General features: G+C 73.3%; 13 protein-coding genes. 7 read left to right on the top strand and 6 right to left on the bottom strand.

What is annotated here, in order from left to right:
- The first annotated feature begins 73 nt into the window (after positions 1-73).
- Positions 74-514 carry a DUF4186 domain-containing protein gene (locus V7E45_RS29210; protein ID WP_333777194.1) on the top strand — a complete coding sequence of 147 codons (441 nt, stop codon included), beginning with the start codon at positions 74-76 and terminating at the stop codon, positions 512-514.
- On the opposite strand, the gene V7E45_RS29205 is transcribed toward V7E45_RS29210, so the two are convergent.
- Positions 515-2,077, bottom strand: a complete 1,563-nt coding sequence (locus V7E45_RS29205; RefSeq protein WP_333777193.1) for a M1 family metallopeptidase — start codon at positions 2,075-2,077, stop codon at positions 515-517.
- Positions 2,078-2,275: 198 nt separating this feature from the next.
- Here V7E45_RS29205 and V7E45_RS29200 point away from each other — a divergent pair, with 198 nt between their 5' ends.
- From V7E45_RS29200 to V7E45_RS29180, 5 genes are all read left to right on the top strand, one after another.
- Positions 2,276-4,495, top strand: coding sequence for an NADP-dependent isocitrate dehydrogenase (locus tag V7E45_RS29200; protein ID WP_333777192.1), 2,220 nt, complete (start codon positions 2,276-2,278; stop codon positions 4,493-4,495).
- 362 nt (positions 4,496-4,857) lie between these two features.
- Positions 4,858-5,670 (top strand): hypothetical protein, encoded by an 813-nt coding sequence (locus V7E45_RS29195; protein WP_333777191.1) that lies wholly within the window; start codon positions 4,858-4,860, stop codon positions 5,668-5,670.
- A 348-nt stretch (positions 5,671-6,018) separates the two neighbouring features.
- A complete protein-coding gene (locus V7E45_RS29190; RefSeq protein ID WP_333777190.1) occupies positions 6,019-6,636 on the top strand; it encodes a hypothetical protein in 618 nt (205 codons plus the stop codon).
- A 277-nt stretch (positions 6,637-6,913) separates the two neighbouring features.
- On the top strand, positions 6,914-7,705 hold the full coding sequence (locus V7E45_RS29185; RefSeq protein WP_333777189.1) for an N-formylglutamate amidohydrolase: 792 nt from the start codon (positions 6,914-6,916) through the stop codon (positions 7,703-7,705).
- A 247-nt stretch (positions 7,706-7,952) separates the two neighbouring features.
- Positions 7,953-9,233, top strand: a complete 1,281-nt coding sequence (locus tag V7E45_RS29180; protein WP_333777188.1) for a cytochrome P450 — start codon at positions 7,953-7,955, stop codon at positions 9,231-9,233.
- 7 nt (positions 9,234-9,240) lie between these two features.
- On the opposite strand, the gene V7E45_RS29175 is transcribed toward V7E45_RS29180, so the two are convergent.
- Genes V7E45_RS29175 through V7E45_RS29165 form a run of 3 tightly spaced genes read right to left on the bottom strand, consistent with a single transcriptional unit; the run spans position 9,241 to position 11,884 of the window.
- The gene (locus V7E45_RS29175; protein ID WP_333777187.1) at positions 9,241-9,816 is read right to left on the bottom strand and encodes a hypothetical protein; all 576 of its coding nucleotides are present in this window, start codon (positions 9,814-9,816) and stop codon (positions 9,241-9,243) included.
- Positions 9,817-9,821: 5 nt separating this feature from the next.
- Complete coding sequence (locus V7E45_RS29170) at positions 9,822-10,460, bottom strand: RNA polymerase sigma factor (protein WP_333777186.1); 639 nt, start codon at positions 10,458-10,460, stop codon at positions 9,822-9,824.
- Entirely contained in the window at positions 10,457-11,884 is a 1,428-nt protein-coding gene (locus V7E45_RS29165; protein WP_333777185.1) for a S8/S53 family peptidase, read from the bottom strand. The genes V7E45_RS29170 and V7E45_RS29165 overlap by 4 nt, the downstream gene beginning before the upstream one ends.
- A 135-nt stretch (positions 11,885-12,019) precedes the next feature.
- Between V7E45_RS29165 and V7E45_RS29160 the strand changes: the two genes are divergently transcribed.
- Complete coding sequence (locus tag V7E45_RS29160; protein ID WP_333777184.1) at positions 12,020-14,632, top strand: CHAT domain-containing protein; 2,613 nt, start codon at positions 12,020-12,022, stop codon at positions 14,630-14,632.
- 110 nt (positions 14,633-14,742) lie between these two features.
- Here the strand turns inward: V7E45_RS29160 and V7E45_RS29155 are convergent, their stop codons facing one another.
- Both V7E45_RS29155 and V7E45_RS29150 read right to left on the bottom strand, forming a co-directional pair.
- Positions 14,743-16,536: a LuxR family transcriptional regulator AbsR2 gene (locus tag V7E45_RS29155; RefSeq protein WP_333777183.1), complete on the bottom strand. Its 1,794-nt coding sequence runs from the start codon at positions 16,534-16,536 to the stop codon at positions 14,743-14,745.
- A 268-nt stretch (positions 16,537-16,804) separates the two neighbouring features.
- A partial coding sequence (locus tag V7E45_RS29150; protein WP_443056277.1) for a glutathione S-transferase C-terminal domain-containing protein occupies positions 16,805-17,597 on the bottom strand: 793 nt, incomplete at its 5' end.

The raw sequence follows: 17,597 nt of genomic DNA, 5'->3' as shown, positions 1-17,597 counted from the left end.
CGGGCACCGGGCACCGGGCACCGGGCACCGGGCGGCCGATACCGGCCCAGACCGGACGTATCATCGGACCGTCATGACCGTTCCCCCGGACCCACCCGGTCCCCTCCCCAGCGGCCTTCCCAGCGGCCCGGCCCTCGACCGGCGGCTCGACGACATCGCGCGCCACCGGCCCTTCGGGGCCCGGTTCCGCCTGCGCGGGCGGGATCTGGCCACCGCCGAGCTCAAGGGCGCGGCGACCGTACGGTGGCACGCCTACGACCTGATCGCCCGGCGGCTGGCCCCGGCCGCGCCGGTCAAGGACGGCAAGCAGACGCCGTACCGGGGACACCCGGTGTTCGTCGCCCAGCACGCCACCGCCACGTGCTGCCGGGGGTGTCTCCAGCGCTGGCACGGGATTCCCCGGGGTCGCGAGCTGAGCCGCGCGGAACACGTGTACGTGGTGGACGTGATCTGCCGGTGGATCGAGCGCGAGGTGGCGGGCGCAGCCGGGTCAGGCTCCGCCCGCCACGGCTGATCAGAGCGTGGCCGAGTTGTCGTGCCGGTGGCCGCCGCGCTTGCTGTGCGGCGCCGCGAACGCCGAGCCGACCGGGGTCACCGTCCAGTCGGGGTGGCCGGGCATCCGCGGCGTCTTGGTGCCGTAGAGCCAGTCACGCAGGAAGCCCGACTGGTCCTGGCCGGAAACCTCCGAGGCGACCGCGATGTAGTCGTCGGTGGACGCCGAGAAGTTGCGGAAGCGCTCGAGGAAGGCGCGCTCGACGGCGTTGAAGACCTGCTCGCCGACCTGCTGCCGGAACGCGTACAGGGTGAGCACGCCGCCCAGGTAGCGCTGGCTGTCGAACAGGTTGACCGCGTTGGGCGAGGCCACCGGGCCGGAGTCGTGGCGCCACTGGTCGCCACGGGCGTAGGTGTCCTTCATCCGGGCTTCCATGGTGGTCAGGCCCAGCGAGTCGGCCCAGCCGCGCTCGTAGCGGTACAGCAGCCCGTAGAAGTCGGCGTGGCCCTCGTTCAGCCACAGGTCCGACCAGCTCGCGGGGCTGACCAGGTTGCCGAAGTAGGAGTGGACCAGCTCGTGCATCATGTGCGAGCCGATCTTCTTCTCCTCCTGGAGCAGGAAGTTCGGCTTGTACAGCGTGAGGGTCTGCGTCTCCAGGCCGGTGAAGTCGAACGCCTTGGCGTCGTCGGAGTTGCACGGCAGCAGGCCGTACGTCTCGAAGGGGAACGCGACGCCCAGGCGGGTCTCCAGCCACGTCACCAGGTTCGGGGTGAGCGCGAGCGCCGGTTCCAGCGCGGCGGCCCGGGCGGACGGCACGACGTCGCGCAGCGGCAGGCCGTGCGGGCCCTGCCGGTCCTTGACCACGTAGTCGCCGACGGTGATCTGGACCAGCTCGGTGGCCATCGGCGACGCCGAGCGGTACGAGTACGTCGTACGGCCGTCGGCCAGCGCCTTGGTGTCGGTGAGGTTGCCGTTCGCCACGCCGCGCAGCCCGTTCGGGACCGTGACGCGGAAGGTGAAGTCCGCCTTGTCCGAGGGGTGGTCGTTGCACGGGAAGACGGTGTGCGCCGAGTTCGGCTGCGGGCAGATCGCGAAACCGTCCGGGGTGGGCACCCAGGCGGTGTGCGCGAGGCTGCGGCGGGGGTCGGCCGAGTAGGCGACACACACCACGGCGGCGGCGTCCTCCGCCAGCTCCCTGGCGGGCGTGACGCGCAGCTTCTCGCCCGCCTGCTCGAAGACGGCGGCGGCGCCGTTGACGGTCACCGTGCGGATGTCCAGGCCGAGGGCGTCCAGCGAGAACCGGCTCAGCGGCCGGTCGGTGCGTATCCGCAGGGTCGCGGTCGCGTCGACCGTCCGGGCCGTCGAGTCGTACGCGAGGTCGAGCGCGTAGGACGAGACGCGGTACCCCTTGTTGCCGAGGGTGGGGAAGACGGGGTCACCGAGGGTCTCCGGGCCCGGGGCCACCACCTTGCGCTTCGCCTTCCCCCCGCCGGCGAGCGCCTGGGCCGGCGAGCCCACCGTCAGTGCCGCGGCCGTGCCGAGCAGGGCGGCCGCCGGGGCCGTCACTCTGGTGCGATATCTCATGGTCAGCTTTCGCTCGGGCGGCCGGGTGGTCGGGTCCGGCCGCCGGTCAGATGTGCGATCGCTTGTCATGACCACGAGAGCGGTGTTCCGGTTGCATGATCTCGGCGCGTTTTCGACCGAGGGTCCCCTGTCGAGCGGACCCACGTCACGAGATATCTTGATGTCGAGCAATGTTGCAGACGTGGAGCGGAGCACCCGGTGACTGACTCGACCATCATCTACACCTACACAGACGAGGCCCCGGCCCTGGCGACGCACTCGTTCCTGCCGGTGATCCAGGCGTACGCCTCGCAGGCCGGTGTGCCCGTCACGACCCGCGACATCTCGCTGGCCGGGCGCATCATCGCCGTCTTCCCGGAGTACCTGAACGAGGACCAGCGCATCCCGGACGCCCTGAGCGAGCTGGGCGAGCTGGCCAAGACGCCCGCCGCCAACATCATCAAGCTGCCGAACATCTCGGCGTCCATCCCGCAGCTCAAGGCCGCCGTCGCCGAGCTCCAGGGCAAGGGCTACGCGCTGCCGGACTACCCGGACGACCCGAAGACCGACGAGGAGCGCGAGATCCGCGCCCGCTACGACAAGATCAAGGGCTCCGCCGTCAACCCGGTGCTGCGCGAGGGCAACTCCGACCGCCGCGCCCCCGCCTCGGTCAAGAACTACGCCAAGACCCACCCGCACCGCATGGGCGCCTGGAGCGGCGACTCCAAGACCGATGTGGCGACCATGGGCGTGGACGACTTCCGCTCCACCGAGAAGTCCGTGGTGATCTCCGAGGCCGGCGCGCTGCGCATCGAGCTCAAGGGCGACGACGGCTCGACCACCGTGCTGCGCGAGTCCGTGCCGGTACTCGAGGGCGAGGTCGTCGACGCCTCCGTGATGCGGGTCGCCGCGCTGCGCGAGTTCCTGACCGCGCAGGTCGCCCGGGCCAAGGAGGAGGGCGTCCTGTTCTCCGTGCACCTGAAGGCCACGATGATGAAGGTCTCCGACCCGATCGTCTTCGGCCACGTGGTGCGCGCCTTCTTCCCGAAGACGTTCGCGAAGTACGGCGAGACCTTCGCCGCCGCCGGCCTGACCCCGAACGACGGTCTGGGCGGCATCTTCAAGGGCATCGAGTCCCTGCCGGAGGGCGCCGAGATCAAGGCCTCCTTCGACGCCGAGCTGGCCGAGGGCCCGGCGCTGGCGATGGTGGACTCCGACAAGGGCATCACGAACCTGCACGTGCCGTCCGACGTCATCGTCGACGCCTCGATGCCGGCCATGATCCGCACCTCCGGCCACATGTGGGGCCCGGACGGCCAGGAGGCCGACACCCTCGCGGTGCTGCCCGACTCCTCGTACGCCGGTGTCTACCAGGCCGTGATCGAGGACTGCCGCGCCCACGGCGCCTACGACCCGTCGACCATGGGCTCCGTCCCGAACGTCGGCCTCATGGCGCAGAAGGCCGAGGAGTACGGCAGCCACGACAAGACCTTCGAGATCCCGGTCACCGGCACCGTCCGCCTGGTCGACCAGGCCGGCAACGTCGTGATCGAGCAGACGGTCTCCGCCGGCGACATCTTCCGCGCCTGCCAGACCAAGGACGCCCCGATCAAGGACTGGGTGAAGCTCGCCGTCACCCGCGCCCGCGCCACCGGCGACCCGGCCGTGTTCTGGCTGGACGAGACCCGCGCGCACGACGCCAACCTGATCGGCAAGGTCGAGCGGTACCTGGCGGAGCACGACACCGAGGGCCTGGACATCCGCGTCCTCGCCCCGGTCGAGGCCACCAAGCTGTCGGTGGAGCGCATCCGCCGCGGCGAGAACACCATCTCGGTGACCGGCAACGTGCTGCGTGACTACCTGACCGACCTCTTCCCGATCCTGGAGCTGGGCACCAGCGCCAAGATGCTGTCGGTCGTCCCGCTGATGGCGGGCGGCGGCCTGTTCGAGACGGGCGCCGGCGGCTCCGCCCCGAAGCACGTCCAGCAGCTCGTCAAGGAGGACTACCTGCGCTGGGACTCCCTCGGTGAGTTCTTCGCCCTGGTGCCGTCCTTCGAGCAGTACGCGACGGCCACCGGCAACACCCGCGCCCAGGTGCTGGCCGACACCCTCGACCGCGCCACGGCGACCTTCCTCAACGAGGACAAGTCCCCGACCCGTCGCGTCGGCGGCATCGACAACCGCGGCAGCCACTTCTACCTGTCCCTGTACTGGGCGCAGGAGCTGGCGGCGCAGACCGACGACGCCGACCTCGCCAAGGCGTTCGGCGCGTTCGCGGAGAACCTCGCCGCGAAGGAGCAGACCATCGTCGACGAGCTGATCGCCGTCCAGGGCAAGCCGGCCGACATCGGCGGCTACTACCGGCCGGAGAAGGCGAAGGCGGACGCGGTCATGCGCCCGTCGGCCACCTGGAACGAGGCCCTCGCCTCCCTGAGCTGACCCTCCGGCGCGAGGCCCCGCCGCCTCCGCCGAGCCTGATCCCGCCCCGGCCGGACGTCTCCGACCGGGGCGGAGTCATGCCTGGGGGCCGGTCTTGGGGCCAGGCCGGCTGGGCGGCGCGGAAGCCGCCTGCGGCCGGGCGAGCGCCGCGTGCCAGACGGGCCTCAAGTGACCTGTCTGGGCCGGGAGCCGGCGGGGCCCGGGCCGCTGAGTGGTCAACTTCGGGAATTCTTCGGGAGGTTGACTGCGGAGTCGGTGTTGCGGGTGTCGCCTGGTCAGACGCCGAGGCGAAGGCTCCGCGGGCTGCCATTTTCTGTTATGCCAATTGACACACTATTAAATGCCGACCTAGGGTCCTGCCCATGGAGGAGCGCAGAGGGCGCGGTCGGCCCCGTAAAAATCCGGAGCAGCTCGCGCGATGGACACCGCCCGAAGGCTGGTCCCGACTGGTCGCCTGGATCTCGCCCGAGGAGAAGAAGGCGCTGAAGCGGGTTGCCGTCGAGGCCGAGGTCTCGGTCGCGGACCTGGTCCGCGCGCTGGCGGGCGGTTTGGCGTCCGGTGCCATCACCCACGAGGAACTGGTCGGCCACGTCAGAAAGGGCATGCAGGTCATGGAGAAGATCCCCACGCTGTTCGAGCGGGACGGCGACTTCCGGGTCGTCGACCGGCCGCGGGTGGAGTGTGCATGGGTGTTCGACGGCGAGGGGGCCCCGACGGAGAAGCTCGACGGAACCAACGTCCGTCTCACCGTCCGGGCGGGCCGGCTGGTACGGGTGGAGAAGCGGCGCAACCCGAGCAAGCTGCAGAAGGCACAGGGGATCAAGGACGGCTGGTACGTGGACATCGCCGAGGGTGCCGCGGAAGACAAGTGGGTTCTCGCCGCCGCCCGCAACACTGACGTCACGTCATGGCCGGACGGCGAGCACTCCTGCGAAGCGCTCGGCCCCCGCATCCAGGGCAACGCCCTGCGGCTGGACGACCACCGTTGCGTGCCGTTCAACCTGGAGGTGCCGGTCTACCAGGGCGTGCCGCGCGACTACGCCGGCCTTCGCGACTTCCTCGGTGAACTGGAGAGCCGCTTCGCCCCCGGCGCCCTGGCCGAGGGCATCGTCTTCCACCACCCGGACGGTCGCCGCGCCAAGATCAAGCGCAAGGACTTCCCTGCCTCCGCCTAGGAGACAGCCGAAGATCCCGCCCTGAAGGCCCGAGTTGCCCCGGATTACCGGCGCATATCAATCTGTGTTGTCCGGTGCAAGCCGGACGCGATTCCAAGATCGTCAGGACACTCCAGAACGCTGGCCCTGGGGCCCGTTAAGGTGACGATCTTTGTCGTCCTCGGGCCGCTCGCCAGGCGCGCACACAGGATTGCCGCTCGCCGTCGCTTGACGCTGATCGACGTCGACCGGCTTGAGTCCTGGATGAGAGCGCAAATGGGAGCAGAACAGCAACGGAGTTGGGGGGGCGGATGATGCCTGTGACGGCCTTCCTTTTGCCGCCGTGTGTGGAGAGACCGGAGAGCAGCCGTGAATGACCGCCGCACAGAGCTTTTCGTATCCCCGGACAAGAGCCGGTTCGGGCGCGTTGCACTGGCCGTCGTGCCGGCGGTCATCGTGCCGGGTATAAGCATGACGCGCATGCTCGCGGGCGGGCGCGGCACCAGTGAGGGGCTCGGGTCGATGGCGGTACCCGCGGTCATCGCCCTCATCGCGCTCCCCTTCCTGTGGTACGTGGCTTATGCGGTCCTGCACACCGTGAACACGTATGTGGCACTCGTGGACGGCAACGTCTTGGTGCGCAACTGGGCGCGCCGGCTGACCGTCATCGAGGGGCCCGGCTTCGTGGCCCGGACCCATATCAACTCCAGCGGCATCGCCGGCGCGGTGCTCGTCGTGGGTGACGACCGCGCCGCCGTCATGCTCAATCCCCGCCAGTGGCATGAGGCCGAACTCGACAAGGTGTGGCGTAGGGCGGGTCTTCCTCAGCAGTTCGGGGGTACGCCGACCCCACGTGAACTTCGCAAGCGTTATCCGACCATCCGGATACCTCTCTACATTCGGTATCCCGGCATCGTCTACACCTTCTGGACCATCCTCGTCATTCTCTATATCGGAGTGGTGGTCAACGTCTTCGTCCGCATCTGAGGGTGCGCCGAACCGGACACCGACGAGGTGTGTGAAGGCCACGGAATCCGTCGAGGTTCGGGATCGGCTCCGAGCATTCGAAGACCGCTACAACGGCGCGGCACGGCCGTTCCAGTGGAGGCTCACCACCTCCGACCGTCCCGCCGCGTGATCAACCCCCGAGGGATTTCGAGCGTCGACCACCAAGTGCGGGCGGGCCCGGGGGCGGCCGGGGCTCGTTGTCAGTGGGGTGTGGGACCTTGATCTTGTGTCGTCGTCCCCAGCTCTGGAGCAGCCCGTGACCGAGTCCTCCGCGTCGTTCGAACTCCTGCCCGGGGACGACCACTCCCCCGTACTGCTGCACGTGCCGCACTCCGCGCGGGCGATACCCGGGGACGTGCGTGAGGGGATCGTGCTGGACGACGCCGGTCTCGAGCGGGAGCTGGACCACATCACCGACGCGCACACCGCCGAGATCGCGGAGCGCGCCGCCGCGCTGGCCGGCCTGCGGCCCTGGCGGTTCGTGAACCGGCTGTCGCGGCTGGTGGTCGACCCGGAGCGGTTCCCGGACGAGCGGGAGGAGATGCTCGCCGTCGGGATGGGGGCCGTGTACACGCGCACCACGCACCGGGCCGAACTGCGGGCCGCGGACACCGACCCCGGTCCGCTGGTCGAGCGGTACTTCCGGCCGTACGCCCGGGCCATGACCGAGGCGGTGGCCGGGCGGCTCGCCGCGACCGGGCGGGCCGTGGTGATCGACGTCCACTCCTACCCCACCCGCGCGCTGCCCTACGAACTGCACGGGTCGGGGCCGCGCCCGCCCGTGTGCCTGGGCACGGACTCCTTCCACACGCCGCCGAACCTGCGGGAGGCGGCCCGTACGGCGTTCTCCGGGTCCGGCGGGACCGGGCTCGACAGCCCGTTCGGCGGGACCTACGTGCCGCTGGAGTACTACGGCCGGGACCCGCGGGTGAGCGCGCTGATGGTGGAGATACGCCGGGACACCTACATGGCGGAGCCCGGCGGCCCGGCCGGGCCCGGTCTGGAGCGGCTCGCCGCCGCCCTGGCCGCGCTGGTGACCGCGGTGTAGGGCGCCGACCCGTGATTGCAGTGCGGGGCACCGGGCCGAAGCACCCGCGCGGGGGACCAGATGCCGTGGCCGCCATGCGGGGCACCGGACCTTGGCCGCCATGCGGGGCACCGGTCGTGGCCGTGCGGGCGCCAGACCATGGCTCCGTGCGGAGCGCCGCCCGCGGCCGCCGCGCCGTGGCCGTGCGGGCCTCCGGCTGGAGCACTCCGGCAGGACAGCCGACGGGGCGCGTACGAGGGTGGTGGTCATGACCGAGGACACCAGCACGCTCACCGGACAGGCACTCTCGCCCGTGCGGGTGGCGGGCCCGGCCGAGGAGATCAGCCTCCCCGGCCGCACCCCGCCGCCGGTACGGGACTGGCCGCCGCCGGACCTGGACGGCACGGAGTTCGACCCGGTCCTCGCCGGTCTGATGCGCGAGGGCCCGCTGACCCGGATCCGGCTGCCGTTCGGCGAGGGCTGGGCCTGGCTGGCCACCCGGTACGAGGACGTCAGGCTGGTCACCAATGACCCCCGGTTCAGCCGCACCGAGGTCACGCGCCGTCAGGTGACCCGGCTCGCCCCTAACTTCGCGCCTCGTCCCGGCTCGCTCGCCTGGGCCGACCAGCCCGAGCACAACCGGCTGCGCAAGCCGGTCGCCGGCGCCTTCACGGTGAGCGCGATGAAGCGGCTGCGGCCCCGCGCGCAGGAGATCCTGGACGGCCTGGTCGACGGGGTCGTGGCGGACGGGCCGCCCGCCGACCTGGTGGAGCGGGTGCTGGAGCCGTTCCCGCTCACGGTCGTCAGCGAGGTGATGGGCGTGCCGCCCGCCGACCGGGCGCGGGTGCACGGCTGGACCCGGCAGATCATCTCCACGTCGGGCGGCGCCGAGGCCGCCGGGCGGGCAAAGACCGGCCTGTACGACTGGATCGGCACGATGGTCCGGGACCGGGCCCACAGCACCGACGAGGACGTGTACTCGCTGCTCGGCGCAGCCGTGACCCGCGGGGAGATCAGCGAGGAGGAGGCCGTCGGACTCGCCGGGCCGCTGCAGATCGGCGGGGAGGCCGTCACCCACAACTGCGGGCAGATGCTGTTCCTGCTGCTGACCCGGCCGGAGTTGATGGAGCGGCTGCGCGGCCGCCCGCTGGAGCGCGGCCGTGTGCTGGACGAGCTGCTGCGCCACATCCCGCACCGCAGCACCGTCGGACTGGCGCGGATCGCGCTGGAGGACGTGGAGCTGGCCGGGCACCGGATCGCGGCGGGCGAACCGGTGTACGTCTCCTACCTCGCCGCCAACCGCGATCCGGACGTCTTCCCCGACCCGGACCGCATCGACCCCGACCGCGCCGCGTGCCCGCACCTGGCCTTCGGCAACGGACCGCACTACTGCACGGGCGCCGTCCTCGCCCGGCTGCAGACCGAGCTGCTGGTGGACACGCTGCTCGACCGGCTGCCGGGCCTGCGCCTCGCGGTCCCGGCCGAGGACGTGCGCTGGCGGCACAAGACGATGATCCGCGGGCCGCTGACCCTGCCCGTCACCTGGTGACCGGGGCTCACGCCCGCAGCCACTCCGTGACGATCACCTCACCGCCGGCCCGCAGCCGAAGGGCGAACGGGCCGGTCGGCGCGTGGTCGCTGGTGAAACGCCCGAGCGTGTCGACCGGTACCGGCTGGGCCGCCTGCGGGCCGCCCAGCACTTCGATGCGCGCCGACTGCGGCGGCAGCACCTGACCGATCAGCCCCTCCTCGGTCACCTCCACGTCCACCGAAAGCCCGCCCGCCCGGAAGGTCAGCATCCGCGGCGCGTCCGGCACCCCCCTGACCGGCAGGGCGTCCACGAGCGAGTCGAAGGTGAGCTCGGCGATCCGGGCGTCGAGGTCGTGCAACGCGTAGGCTTCCAGTGCCAGTTGGCGCAGCTCGACGGGGACCGGGTCCAGTTCGTCGGCCGCCCGGCGCAGTTCCGCCTCCAGCACATCGCCGTCGAACCCGACCGGATCGTCGACACCGTCGAACTCGTTCACTCCCGGGCCCTGTTCGATGTCCTCGCCGACGCCCTGGCCGACGTCCGTGTCGAACTCCCCGCCGAAGCCCTCGCCGAAGCCCTCGTCGGGCCGTCCGTTGCCGTCCATGCCGCTCACACCGTCCCCCGTGCGTCCATCCGGGCCCGCAGCCGGCGCAGACAGCGCTGGCGCAGGGGCCCGATACTGCCGACCGCGATGCCGAGCGCGGCCGAGACCTCCAGATAGCTGGGCGGCGGCGAGGCGATCAGCACGCGCAGCAACTGCCTGCACCGGTCCCCGAGTTCCTCGAACTCCTGCCACAGCCGGCGGACCCGTTCGGCCTGCTCGGCCTCCTCCTCGGCGTCGATCAGCGACTGTTCCGGCGTGCGCTCCTCGCTGGCGCGGTCGAGCACCAGCGGATCGTCGGTCAGCGTCAGCCGGGTGAGCCCCTTGAGCACCTTCAGGCACTCGTGCCGAGCCGTACTGGCCAGCCACGCGCCAGCCTTGTCGGGCTCGCGCAGCCGGCCCAGGTGCTGGGCGAAGCGGAACCACACGGTCTGGTAGACCTCATGCCCGTCGGCGTCCGACAGCCGGTGCGCGCGCACGACCGACCACACCAGCGGACTCATGCCTTCCACCAGCGCCTTCCAGGCCGCGGCGTCGCCGTCGACGGCGGACCGGACCAACGCGCCGACCTCTGTTCGGTCCACGGTTCCACCCCTCGTGTACGGCACGTCATCGTACGCCGTGGAGGGGAGGGTTCCGGACCTCATGCGGACTGCACCGGGACCCCGACGGGAACCGGGCGCCAGGTGGGCGGCCGGAGCGCCGGGACGTGCGCCCCGCGCACATCGGCGTACTCGGTGAGTGAGGCGAGGAGTTGTTTGCGCGCCGCACGCGGGTCGCGCTCCTTGTGCGCCGTCATGTGGGCGGCCACCAGGGCGGCGGCCGCCGGGGTGGCGAAGGAGGTGCCGCTCCACTGCGCGAGGCCGTCGAACATCACCTGGTCGGGCTCGGTCGTGCCGCTCTCGCCGGTCTCGCTCAGCACGCCCGTGTGGCGCGGGTACCGGCAGGTGCAGGCGTAGCCGAGGCCGAACCGGCAGGTGTCGTACGTGGAGTGCTGGTAGACGTACGGCACGGGCGCGTCGAAGCCGGTGAGGGCGCTGGTGAGGCGCTCGCCGGGGGCGTACACCCCGACCCAGGGGCCGTGGTTGCTGAAGCACGCCTCGGAGGCGCCGTCCCCGCGCAGCGCGCCGACCGAGAGCACGCTGTCCGCGTACTCGGGCAGCGAGGCGTAGGCGGCCGGCCAGAACGGGGTGTCGCTGCCGTTGTTGCCGGCCGCGGCCACCAGCAGGGTGCGCTGCTCGCGCAGTTCACGCATGAACGCGTCGAGCCCGAGCAGACCCACGGCGGACTCGGTGGAGGTACCGGCGGAGAGGCTGATGATGTCGGGCCAGCCGCCCTGGTCGACGGCCTCGAACAGCTTGCCGCCGAACTCCGACTCAAGGATGGCACCCACGTCGTTGAGCGTGCCGCGGACGGTGATGTCGGTGTTGGGCGCGACGGCCGCGACGATCCCGGCGATGAACGTGCCGTGGCCGACGTACTGACGCAGCAGGCCGTCGGCGTCGGTCTCGCTCACCTGGGGGTCGCCCGTGGTGTGCGCGAGGAGCGGGTAGGCACGGTGGTCGTGCACCAGGCCGGTGTCGACGACGAGGACGCCCACGGCGGTGTCCGGGTCGTGACGGCCCTCCTCCGGGGCCGGGTTGGCCGGCTCGCCGCGCGGCGCGGGCACGGGCTCGTCGCCGGGGCAGGCGTTGACGGGGGCGATGTGCACGACGTGGTTGCGGCTGACCAGCCGGTGGCCCCGGCGGCCCTCGGCCCCGGTGAGGGCGCGCAGGGCGTGCGGGACGCCGTCGTCGCCCTCCGCGGGGTCACCGACCCGGATCCGGGTGATACCGGTGCGGTTGGTCTCCGGTCCGGCGCGGCGCACGTGGTCCGGGACCAGGCCCCGGGTCTCGGTGAAGTGGGCGCGCACGGTGTCCTCGACCATGCGGGCCTCGGCGCCGTCGCGGGCGAGGACGACACCCTTCTCGTAGAAGAAGTGGCCGTCCTCGTCCGGCCCCATGGCCAGGGCCACATCGGGCATCGAGCGCTGGATGTGCCGGAACTGCTCGTGGAATCGCTGAGGTGCCATGGAGTGTCCTCCCCCTGAGACGGTGTCCGAAAGTGAGAGTCACCGGACGACCGATTGATACAGCCCGCGGGCAGGCGCGGTACAGCGAAAAGCGGAAGGGGACAGCCGTGTGACGGGTTCGCGCAGGCCACTACCATGCGAGGGGTGACAGCGGGAAGCGACTCGGTCCTCGAACTGCTGCCGATGGTGTTCGCCGATCCCGGCGAGGCCCGGGCACGCGCGGATCTGGTGCTGCACACCGATCCGTCGCCGCTGCACGCCAGCGTCGCCCATCAGGTGATCGGCATCTGGCAGCGGGACTTCGGCGATCTGCGGATCGCCCTGCGGCACCTGCGACGGGCCCGGGACCTGGCCGCGCGCGCCGAGTCGGCCGAGCGGGAGGCGGACGTGCTCGCCACGCTGGGGGTCGCACTGGTGCACGCGGGGCGCACGCGCCAGGGCCTCGCGTCGTTCGAACAGGGGGTCGCCCGGGGCAGCGGGCACACCAGGGCGCGGGTGCTGTACCGGCGGGCCTACGTGTGGTGGGTGCTGGGGAGTCACCGGGAGGCGCTGGAGGACGTGCGGCGGGCGCTTCCGGTGCTGCGGCAGGTCCGTGACGACATCTGGACCGCGCGGGCGCTGACGCTACGGGCCACCGTGCACCTGGCGCTGGGCGCGGTGGACCGGGCGGTCGCCGACTTCACGGCGGCGGAGCGGTTGTGGGAGACCACCGGCCAGGAGCACGACAAGGCGGACGCGGTGGAGAGCCGGGGCCTCGCCGCGTTCCGTTCCGGGGACATCCCGGCGGCACTGCGGCTGCTGGACGAGGCCGAGGAGCGGTACGCCAAGCTCGGCACGCCCACCTTCATGCTGTCCATCCGGCGCTGCGAGGTGCTGATGGCCGCGGGGCTCGCCCCGGAGGCGCTGGCGGAGGCGGACACGGCGATCGCGCTGCTCGACCGGATCGGCGGACAGTCCACCCGCAAGGCCGAGCTGCTGCTCGCCGCCGCGCGGGCCGCCCGTTCGGCCGGGGACCCGGACACCGCTATCGCCCGCGCCGCCGACGCCGTACGGCTGTTCGCGGCGCAGCGGCGGGCCTGGTGGGCCGCCCATGCCCGGCTGGTGCTCATCGAGGCCAGGGCGGCGGCCGGGAACGGATCGGGGCGGCTGGTGGCCGACGCGGCGACGGTCGCGGAACGGCTCGCCTCCTTCGGCTCGCCGGCCGCGCCCGAGGCGTCGCTGCTGGCCGGCCGGGTCGCGCTGGCGCTGGGCCGCACGGCGGAAGCGGAGCGGCACCTGACGGCGGCGGCGCGCGGCCGGCACGGCGGTCCGCCGACGGCCCGGGTCACCGGCTGGGCCGCGCAGGCCCTGCGGGCGCGGGCGGCCGGTTCCGGGCGTGGGGTGCTGGAGGCCTGCCGGCGGGGCCTCGACGTCCTCGACGACCACCGGATGACGCTCGGCGCCTCCGAACTGCGGGCCCGCGCGACCGCGCAGGGCGCCGAACTGGCCGCGCTCGCCCAGGAGGCGAGCCTCGCGCACGGCGGTGCGCGGCGGCTGCTGGAGTGGAGCGAGCGCTGGCGGGCGACCGTGCTGTCCGCGCCGCCCGCGCGGCCGCCCGCCGACCCGGCGCTGCTCGGCAGCCTCACCGCCTACCGGGAGATCGCCGCCCGCGCGGAGGAGGCCCGCCGCGAGGGCCGCCCGGTGCCCGCCCTGGAACGCGAACAGCGCAGGCTGGAGAGGGACATCCGGTCCCGAACCCACCACATCCGCGGTGACGCGCCCGACGGCGGCGACCGCTTCGACGCGGGCCGCCTGCTGGACCGCCTCGGCCCGGCCCGGCTTGCCGAACTCGCCGTCGTGGACGGCCGGGTGCACGTCCTGCTGTGCGGGCAGGGGCGGGTACGGCGGTTCGCGGGCGGATCGCTCGCCGAGGCGGTGGCCGAGGCCGAGCACGTGCAGGCCGGGCTGCGGCGGCTCGCCCACCCCGGCGGCGAGGCACGGCTGCCGCTGGTGGAGGCGGCGGGCCGGCGGCTCCAGGAGCTGCTGCTCGGCGGTGCCGTGCCGCACCTGGGGTCGGGGCCGGTGGTGATCGTGCCGCCGGGGGCGCTGCACCGGGTGCCGTGGGCGCTGCTGCCCGCGCTGCGGGAGCGGGTGCTCAGCGTGTCGCCGTCGGCGGGGAGCTGGCTGCGGGCCCGGGAGACCGAGCCGCCGGCCGGTGGCCGGCACGTCCTGGTGCGTGGGCCGGGCCTCGCCACGGGCGGCGCCGAAGTGTCCGAACTCGCAGACCGGTACGGCACCGCGACCGTCCTGGAGGGCGAGGCGGCGCAGGCGCCCCGGGTGCTGGCCGAACTGGACGGCGCGGCCCTGGCCCATCTGGCCGCCCACGGCACGTTCCGCGCCGACAGCCCGTTGTTCTCGGCCCTGCGCATGGCCGACGGCCCGCTGATCGTCCACGACTTCGAGCGCCTGGCCCGCAGCCCGTACCGGATCATCCTGTCCAGCTGCGACACCGCCCGCCTGGCCTCGGTCGGCGCCGACGAACTCCTCGGCCTGGTCACGGCGTTGCTGCCGCTGGGCACGGCCGGGGTGGTGGCGAGCAGCGCCCCGGTCAACGACGCCGCCGTGGTCCCGCTCATGCTCGCCCTGCACAAGGGACTCGACGCGGGCCTCTCCCTGGCCGAAGCCCTGCGCGACGCCCGCGCCGCCCTGCCCGAGGACGCGGTCCACCAGGCGACGGGCTGGGCGTTCGCGGCGTTCGGGGCGGCGTGAGGGCGGGCGGGAGCGGCACGGCGGCACGGGCCGGGTCCGCTGGGGCCGCACGGCAGCACGGCAGCACGGCAGCACGGCACGCGGGCCCGGCCCGCCGAGGTCCGCGCGGCTCAGGCCGGTTCGGCCTCCGGCAGGTCCGTCAGCCACGGCAGCGCGCCGCGGTCGCTCGCGCCCAGTCGGGTGTACGCGCCGTAGAGGTGGTTGCCGACGGTCCGCACGGACAGGGTCAGCTTGTCGGCGATCTGCCGGTTGCTGAGCCCGGCGGCCGCGAGGGTGACGATCTGGCGTTGCCGCGCGGTGAGTTCGCCCAGCACGAGGCCGGCCAGCGCGGGGGTGCGGGCGCCCTGGCAGCGGCGGGCCAGCGCGACCGCGCGGGTGCGGGAGAGGCGGGCGGCGCGCGGGTCACGGTGCGCGCGTACGGCCTGGGCGTGCGCCTCGGCCGCGAACAGCAGGAAGCCGCGTTCGGCCAGGGCCACGGCGGCCCGGTCGAGGGCCGGCCCGTCGCCCCGGGCGAGCGCCTCGGCGTGCCGGGCGAACACCCCGCCGGCCGGCAGCCGCCCCACGGCCGGCCCCGGCCTGCCCAGGCGCACGGCGTCGTAGCACGCGAACACGTCGTCCCCCGTGATCCCGGTGAGCCGGGCCAGGGCGCCCTCGATGTCACCGCGGGCCGCCGCGGCCCAGCCGTCCTCGCCCATCGGTTCACCCAACTGCGCCGTCACTAAGTCGAGTTCGTCGGCGCAGCGGGAGTCACCGGGGACCGCCCGCAGTCCTTCCCTGGCCCACGCCGCGGCCTCGCGCAGCTCTCCGCGCAGCCGCGAGTACCGGGCGCGTACGACCGCGTACCCGGCGGGGACCGGCAGCCCCTCGGACAGCAGCCAGTCCCCCACCGGCGTCGGCACGCCCCGCACGTCCTGCCGGGCCAGCCCGCGCTCCAGCGCGGTCCGCTCCGCCGCCAGGGCGGCCCCGCACCGGTCCGGCGCACCGGTCAGCCGCAGGGCCCGAAGCCGGCCGGCGGTGGCGCGCAGGGCGGGGCCGTGCAGCGGGTGGGCGAGGCTGACGGAGCCGAGGTCTTCGACGTGGATCAGGCCGTCCGCCTCCAGGCGTTCGAGGACGTCCAGGTCGAGGTCGTCCAGGGCGAGCGGCAGCGGCTCGGCGAAGGCGAGCCGGTCGAGCGTCTCGCGCTCCCCGGCACCGGCGCGGTTCAGGACAGGCGCGAGACGGTCGCGGACGGTCGCGGTCATCGGCACCGGTCCGCGCCAGGCCCACTCGTCGCACTCGGGGACCCGGGTGAGTCCGCCGGACCGGCGCAGCGCCGCCACGAGGTCGCACAGCAGCCGCAGGTCGCCCCGGCACATCCGGTGCAGCCGCCCCACGGTGAGCGGTTCGAGACCGGCCGTGGCGAGCAGCCGGCCGGTCTCCTCGCGGGGCAGCGGCTCCAGTGCGACGCGGGGCAGCAGTTCCCCGGTCCACAGCCGGGAGACCGCGCCCGGTACCGGCACGCCGTCCGTGACGGCCACGACCAGACGGGTGCGTCCGTGCGCGGCGAGCTGGTGGACGAGGGCAGCGGACCCCTCGTCGAGCAGATGGGCGTCGTCGACGACCAGGAGCCGTACGCCGGAGAGGAGTTGCACCGCCCGGTGCAGCGAGACGGTGCCGGGCAGCAGGTGCGCGAAGGCGGCGAAGGGCAGGCCGCGGCTCTCGGGCGTCCCGGTGATCCGGGTGCAGTCCGTGCCCCGGACCGCCTCGGTGATCAGCCGGGTCTTGCCGCAGCCGACCGGGCCGGTCAGCACGACGCCGGGCCGGCCGGCGGCCGACGACCGCCGCACCAGCTCCAGTTCGGTCTCCCGGCCGGTGAACGGCCAGGGCAGCTCCAGCGTCTTCGCGTCCTGTTCGTAAATCGTCACGACTACTGGAGCACGCCTACTCAGGTTTGATACAGGGCGACTTGAGTAGCCCCCGACTCAGGCGTTCCGGTGGCACGGGGCGGCACTCTGGCGGTCCGAGCCAGTCGGGCGACCGGGAAAGCGGTCGAGGGGACGTAGCCTTCGGGGGAGGGATGGCGTCCCCTCGACCACCTGGCGGGCCCGCGCGAGTCGCCGGTGGCGGGGCCCCGGCGAGCGCGCCGTGGCCGAGGCCGGGTCGAGGTCCGGGCAGGGGCCGGGACGGCGGGACTCAGGTGCGGGCGGCCAGGCTGTCGGCAGTGTCCGGGTCGAGGTGGCCGCCGAAGGCGGGCCGGGCGGTCAGCCGGCGGACGTGGGCCCACAGCACCGGATGGTCGGCGACGCGGTGTGCGGCCAAGGCGTCCAGGTGGTGGCGGTGCACGGTGTGCAACCGCACCAGCGCCACCCACAGTGCGACGTCGGCGGCGGTGAGCCGCCCGTCGACGACGTACTGCTCCCCCGCCAGGTGCCGTTCGAGCCTGCCCAGCGTGTCCAGCAGCACGTCCACGGCGGCCGCGCGCTCGACGGGGCCGGTGCCCGGCCGTACGGCGCACCGCGCGGCCGCCAGGATGCCCTCGGCGCAGATCCGTTCGACGGCGTCGATCCGGCTCTCCGCGCCGCGCGGGTACAGGGAGATCCGGCCGTCGCGCGGGAAGCGGTCCAGGTCGCGCAGGATGTCCGGGGTGTGGTTGCTGACGATGCGTCCGGTCCAGTCGTCGCTGAGCACCGGCGCGAGAGCGGGCTCGGTCCAGTGGTGGGCACTCGCCTCGTACAGCGGGCGCAGGGCCGAGTGGCCTCCGTCGGACCGGTCGGGCAGCGCGGGCAGGAGGACGACCGGACAGACGGCGTCGAGGCCCAGCAGGCTGTGGCCGACGGCGAGACGCAGCCCGTCGGCGCAGCCGGTGGACAGGTGGAGCCGGTAGCGGTGCGGCACCGCGTAGTGGCCGCTGCGCGCGTCCCGGCCGATCCGGCCCCGGAACGCGGGCGCGGCACGGAGGGCGGCGGTACGGGGGGCGGAGGTGCAG

It is taken from the genome of Streptomyces sp. IBSBF 3136 (genome assembly GCF_036815105.1).
Classification (GTDB): Bacteria; Actinomycetota; Actinomycetes; order Streptomycetales; family Streptomycetaceae; genus Streptomyces.
The sequence above is the reverse complement of the archived record's forward strand: the minus strand, read 5'-3'. Positions and strand labels throughout refer to the sequence as shown.

Coding starts and splice junctions, on each gene's coding strand:
- V7E45_RS29175 (WP_333777187.1), bottom strand. CDS start 9,816: ATGGACGGCAACGGACGGCCCGACGAGGGCTTCGGCGAGGGCTTCGGC.
- V7E45_RS29160 (WP_333777184.1), top strand. CDS start 12,020: ATGCGAGGGGTGACAGCGGGAAGCGACTCGGTCCTCGAACTGCTGCCG.
- V7E45_RS29195 (WP_333777191.1), top strand. CDS start 4,858: ATGGAGGAGCGCAGAGGGCGCGGTCGGCCCCGTAAAAATCCGGAGCAG.
- V7E45_RS29180 (WP_333777188.1), top strand. CDS start 7,953: ATGACCGAGGACACCAGCACGCTCACCGGACAGGCACTCTCGCCCGTG.
- V7E45_RS29205 (WP_333777193.1), bottom strand. CDS start 2,077: ATGAGATATCGCACCAGAGTGACGGCCCCGGCGGCCGCCCTGCTCGGC.
- V7E45_RS29165 (WP_333777185.1), bottom strand. CDS start 11,884: ATGGCACCTCAGCGATTCCACGAGCAGTTCCGGCACATCCAGCGCTCG.
- V7E45_RS29210 (WP_333777194.1), top strand. CDS start 74: ATGACCGTTCCCCCGGACCCACCCGGTCCCCTCCCCAGCGGCCTTCCC.
- V7E45_RS29170 (WP_333777186.1), bottom strand. CDS start 10,460: ATGAGGTCCGGAACCCTCCCCTCCACGGCGTACGATGACGTGCCGTAC.